Annotated in this window: 3 protein-coding genes and 3 pseudogenes; 3 read left to right on the top strand and 3 right to left on the bottom strand. The window is 64.1% G+C overall.

Features of this window, described 5'->3' with window-relative positions:
- Positions 1-192: 192 nt before the first annotated feature.
- Positions 193-414, top strand: a pseudogene (locus tag V3W47_RS19520) (transposase); the annotation flags it as partial.
- Positions 415-448: 34 nt separating this feature from the next.
- On the opposite strand, the pseudogene V3W47_RS19525 reads toward V3W47_RS19520, so the two are convergent.
- The 3 genes and pseudogenes from V3W47_RS19525 to V3W47_RS19535 form a co-directional block, all read right to left on the bottom strand.
- Positions 449-877, bottom strand: a pseudogene (locus V3W47_RS19525) (transposase); the annotation flags it as partial.
- Between the two features lie 311 nt (positions 878-1,188).
- Positions 1,189-1,389, bottom strand: a complete 201-nt coding sequence (locus V3W47_RS19530) for a hypothetical protein (protein ID WP_331826911.1) — start codon at positions 1,387-1,389, stop codon at positions 1,189-1,191.
- A 404-nt stretch (positions 1,390-1,793) separates the two neighbouring features.
- Positions 1,794-3,422, bottom strand: a pseudogene (locus tag V3W47_RS19535) (IS1182 family transposase).
- A 117-nt stretch (positions 3,423-3,539) separates the two neighbouring features.
- Here V3W47_RS19535 and V3W47_RS19540 point away from each other — a divergent pair.
- Together V3W47_RS19540 and V3W47_RS19545 are read left to right on the top strand one after the other, a co-directional pair.
- On the top strand, positions 3,540-4,838 hold the full coding sequence (locus tag V3W47_RS19540; RefSeq protein ID WP_331826912.1) for a hemolysin family protein: 1,299 nt from the start codon (positions 3,540-3,542) through the stop codon (positions 4,836-4,838).
- A gap of 72 nt (positions 4,839-4,910) precedes the next feature.
- Complete coding sequence (locus tag V3W47_RS19545) at positions 4,911-5,129, top strand: hypothetical protein (protein ID WP_331826913.1); 219 nt, start codon at positions 4,911-4,913, stop codon at positions 5,127-5,129.
- The last annotated feature ends 76 nt before the right edge of the window (positions 5,130-5,205 follow it).

Below are 5,205 nucleotides of genomic sequence, written 5' to 3' on the forward strand. Positions count from 1 at the left end.
TCAGGAAGGGCGCAAACCAAGTGGGGAAGTGTCGGGTCCAGCGAGGAAGAGGACGAGCCATAGCACAGAGACCAGCATCTCGGATGCTGGCCTCTCCGTCCCCTCCCTGAATATCCCCGAAGTACAGCTAGAGGCTAGGGAGCAGGTTGCCCAAATCAACCGGGATAGCTCTGCTCTCGGCAGAATAAATGGGTGAACCGCCGCGCTTACCCCAGTGATGTCGATGACGAGACCTACCACTTCCTGCTGCCGTACCTGGCTCTGATACCTGAGGACGCGCCGCAACGCAAGTACCCACTCCGCGAGGTGTTGAACGCTCTATTTTGGATGAGCCGTACCGGGGCGCAATGGGATGATCTCCCGCATGACTTCCCACCCGAGGACATAGTGCGAGCGCAAGCCAAGCGGTGGTTTGGAGTGGACCCAATCGGGCGGACCGCCGGGCAAGTCACGTCTGGGCAGCAGTGTATCGGGCGGCGAACTCGGCAGGTGGGACGTATGCCAAACTGGAGTGAAGACGGCGGCGGTTGTAGAGGTCCGCAATAAAGAAATCGATGTGCTGTCGGGCATCCTCCAGATCGGCGTACTCTTGCAGGTCGACCTCCTCAGTCTTCAGGGTCTTGTCAAAACTTTCCATCTCGGCGTTGTCATACGGATCGCCCGTTCTCGACATGCTCGGGGTGATGCCCGCTGATCGCAGGCGGTCGACATAGACCCAGCCGGCGTATTGCACGCCCTGGTCCGAGTGGTGGAGCAGCCCTGGGGTAGGACAACGCGCTTGCAGCGCATTGTTGAGCGCCGCCAGGGGCAGTTCCGCGTCCAGGAACTTCGACATGGACCACCCCACCACCTCGCGGGTGAAGCCGTCCAGCACGCAGGCTAGGGTGGTGTTGCCCTGCTAGACCCGCACGTAGGTCAGATCGGCCTGCCACACCTGATCCGGTCGCACGGGGACGACCTCGGGCAGCAGATTGGGAAAGCGTGTCTCGTTGTGACGGGAATCTGTCGTCGCTCGGTAGCGACGCTTGGGTCGGCACAACAAGCGGCGGTCCCGCATCACGCGCCGATACCTGTACCCGCTGAACTCCACCACCACGGCTGAGGGTGTCCTTAAACAGAACTTGATCGGCGTCTGGCTCCTCCCGGTCCTGTTGTTCGTAGCACCACGAGCGGCTGACCCCATGCAACTCACACAGGCGACGCACCGACACCTCTTTTGGGCGCGAGTCGCGCATCCTCGATCCTAAAAGTGCCGTGTTTCGAGCGGTACGTCCAGGGCGACTTTTTCAGGATGGTGTTCTCCAACGATACCTGCCCGCAGAACCGCTCCAATTTAGCACTGCGTTGTTCCAGCGACTGGTCTGCTTTGACCTCGTCGGTGAAGGCCACTTCCCCACGAGCTTCGACCTCCTTGCGCGCCTCTGTGAATCAAGCTGGGCGAGAGGCTGTGTTCCCGGCAAAGGTGGGCAGTCGTCTTTTGACCCCCGTTGACTTGATTCACGATGTTGAGCTTGAACTCACGGCTGTGGGTGCGTCCGGGCATACGGGCTCCTTCGCGGTGCGGTCAGCCTACGAGCTGACGAGGCGAAGTGCCTTGCCTCCTGGTCCGGGCTTGTGGGGTCACTCCAGGTGCTTGCGCCACAGCTTGACGGTTTCCCGCACCACCTCACGCAAGGAGTTCGCTTCGCCAGTTTGACCGCGAAGTTCGGCCGCTTCTTCCCTGGGTTCTGCTCGTGGCATTCGCCAGCGTACCGCTGACTTTTTCGGGGTATGTCCAGATGTTGTTGGCGAATTTAGGCCTTGAGCGCCAGAAATCGAGAGGTTGGCGTTGTGGCATGGGGAATGTCAGCGAGCCAGGCGGTGACACGAGCGGCATTCAGGGCGACCGCCGTCACGACATGCTGGAGATGAGTTTTCACCAAGCCGCGGTACCGGGCGCGGCGTAAGCCGCACCTGCGCGTCCCCTGGGCGATGGTCCCCTCGATCCCCGAGCGCAAGCTGTACACCTTTCCCAGCCCCTCGGTTTGAACGGCACGCAGTGCCTCGTGCGTCTCCTGCGGGTGAAGTTTCAGGACACGCGCGCCCTTTTTGGCGCGCGTACAGCGAGACCGTACGGGACAAGCCATGCAAGTTTTTGGGTCGAAGTGGACAGTAATGGCCGGGCGGTTGCACCGATCCGGCGTGTCGTACCACCTCCACGAGGTCTGGCCCTGCGGGCAGGTAACCTGCCGCGCGTCCCAGTCGATGCAAAAGGCACGGTCATCGAAGGCACCCTCGACCTTGGTCTGCCAACTGGTGTTCGGACGTGGCGGACCAATCAGCTCGATGCCGCGTGTCAAGCTCTCGGCGAACAAGCCTGCGGTCACGTAGCCCGAGTCCACCAGGTGTTGTTGCGGGGCTAGGCCCTGGTGAACCAGGGCCGACTGGATGTCGGCGGTGAAGCTGATATCCTGGACCATCGCGGGCGTCGTCAGTACCTGGGTGATGAGATGGACCTCGTGTTCGTCGCAGGTTTCGGTGAGGTGGGCTTTGTAACCCACCCACCAGAAGCCCCGTTTGGTGCTGCCCCGTGCCTCACGTTCGTAGGGTGAGATGGGCCGTTCGGCAGAGGGCGGCAGTTCCGGACCGTCCCGAAGGCGGGCACTCCCGTCTCGGCGCTCGTAGTGTTGCGTCCAGATCAAGCGCAAGGTCTGGACGCACGGCAACTCCCGCAGGGTGGTAGGCGCGTCATCTGCTTCCAGAGCCGCCAGCACACGAAAGCCATCGTTCCCGACTGTCGTGGCGTAGGCATCCCTGGCCGCTTGCCCCTTGGGCAAGCGAAAATCGAACACCGGCCGTCCATAGCGTTCAAACCACTCTGGTTCAACAATTCAGCGCACCCACTCGGGTGCCTCAGTCGCCAGTTCATTCAAAGCGGCCCGTAGCGTCTCGGCGACCAGTTCGAGGTGATTGAGGGCTCGGACGTGAGCCAGGACGTGGGTCGAATCAGTGCGCTGCTTGCCCTTGGCCTTCACCAGACCCTGCGCCTTGAAGTGGGTGAGCATCTTGTCCAGCAGCAGGTGTTCGGCCTGGCCCTACACCAGGCGTGTCCGAAACTCGCTCAGGACACTAAAATCGAAACCAGCGTCGGCCAGTTCGAGTCCAAGGGCATATTTCCAGTCGATCCTGGCTCGCACCTGGTCCGCCGCCTGCCGGTCCGTCAGGTTCTCCAAAAATTGAAAGACCGTGACGAGGGCGAGCCGCCAGGGGGCCAGGGCACTTTGGCCGCGTGTGGGAAAGAGGTGGGTGAAGTCCGCGTCGGTGTAGAGGGTGCCGAACTCGTCACGCAGCCGCATGATCGTGTTGCCCTTCCGGAAGGCCGCACGAGCAATCCGAGCGGTGTCTTCGGGAATCTCGCCGATGGGCTGAGGATGCAGGCTCATGTCTCAGCATGCCGCGTCGCCGTGAGGTTCGGCCTATTCGCCAACAACATCTCAACATACGGCGAACTTCTCCTCATGGTCTGGGGATGGCTGTGACTCTTCACTTACACTGCCTGGGTGGGCAATCCCTTCGTCGAGTTCGGCCTCCTGGTGCTGCTGCTGATCGTCAACGGCTTCTTCTCGGGGTCCGAACTGGGCGTCATGTCCGCGCGCAAGTCCCGCCTGCACGCCCAGGCCACCGCCGGACACGGTGGTGCCCGCCGCGCCCTCGACCTCGCCGAGCGCCCCGGCATCTTCCTCGCCACCGTCCAGATCGGGATCACCCTCATCGGCACAATCAGCGCCATCTTCGCCGGCGGCAGCCTCACCGGACCCCTCGAAGACCTCCTGCGTCCTCTCTTCGGAGACCGCGCCGATACCGCCGCCTCCATCGCCGTCGTCCTGCTGGTCACCTTCCTCTCCCTGGTCCTGGGCGAACTCGCTCCTAAGAGCATCGCCCTGCGCAACCCGGAGGCCTTGGCCGCCCGGGTGGCCCCGTTCTTCCAGGTGCTCTCCCTCGTCGCCCGTCCGGTCGTGTGGCTGCTGGAGACCACCACCCGGGGCCTGCTGTGGGTGATCGGCATCCGGGGTGAACCGCAGGAAAAGGTCACCGAGGAGGACGTGCGTGCCCTGGCCCTCCAGGCGGCGGAGAGCGGCGGCTTAGAGGAAGGTGAGACCGAGCGCATCGACCGGGTGCTGCGCTTCAACGACCGCCGCGCCCGCGAGCTGATGACTCCCTGGAACGACGTGGTGACGATCAACGTCACCTTGCCTCTGAGCCGGGTGGTCGATCAGGTGCTGGCGGCCCCGCACGACCGCTACCCGGCGGTGGATGAGGGCGGCGAGGTGCTGGGGCAACTGAACGTGGTGGACGTGCTGCGCGCCTCGCGGACCGGCGAGGCGCTCCTCGAGCTGCTGCACCCGGTGGTGTACATGCCGGAAACCGCCTGGGCGGAGGACGTGCTCACCCGGCTGACGAGCGAGGGACACCGGCGGCTCGCCATCGCGGTAGACGAGTACGGAACCCTGTCCGGGCTGCTCACGTCCACGGACCTGCTGACGGAACTGGCGGGGGCGGACACCCCCGAGGACGAGCACCTGATCGTGCGGCGGGAGGACGGGTCCTACCTGGTGGACGGGAGTGTGCCGATGCACGACCTGCGTGACACCCTGCCGCTGCCGCGCCAGGGCCGGGAGGAGTTCAGCACGCTGGCGGGGTATGTGCTCGAAGCCCTGGGGGAGTTTCCGCAGGTGGGCTCGCAGGCGGGGGTGGAGGACTGGACGCTGGAGGTGGTGGACCTGGACGGGACGCGCATCGACCGGGTGCTGATCTTCCCGCCCCGCGATGTGGTCGTCATCAGGCCGCACGAGGCGTGATGCCTGGGAGTGGTCAGGAATGAGCCTGCCCGAGTGGAGCCGGTTCTTGCGGCTGGCGAATGGGGGGTGGATGTGCTGACCGGGACGGCCCTGCTGCTGCTGGGACACGGGCATGGCCTGCTGTTCCTGCTGCTGGGGGCGGTGCTGCTCTGGCGGCATGGCCGCCGAGACGTGCTGCGCCCTGCCGACGCCGTGGTACTGGGGGTGGGGCTGGTTTTGGCCCTGGAAGTGAGGGTAACTCGGTATGGCGGAGAAGGGGCTAAGCCTCGAAGAGAGGAGGCATCCTCATGACCCACCGCACCACCCACAGCGCCGAGTTCAAGCGTTACGTCCGGAGGGCGCGCCCGAACCAGGGGCAACATCACCG

It is taken from the genome of Deinococcus sp. YIM 134068, assembly GCF_036543075.1.
Taxonomy (GTDB): Bacteria; Deinococcota; Deinococci; order Deinococcales; family Deinococcaceae; genus Deinococcus; species Deinococcus lichenicola.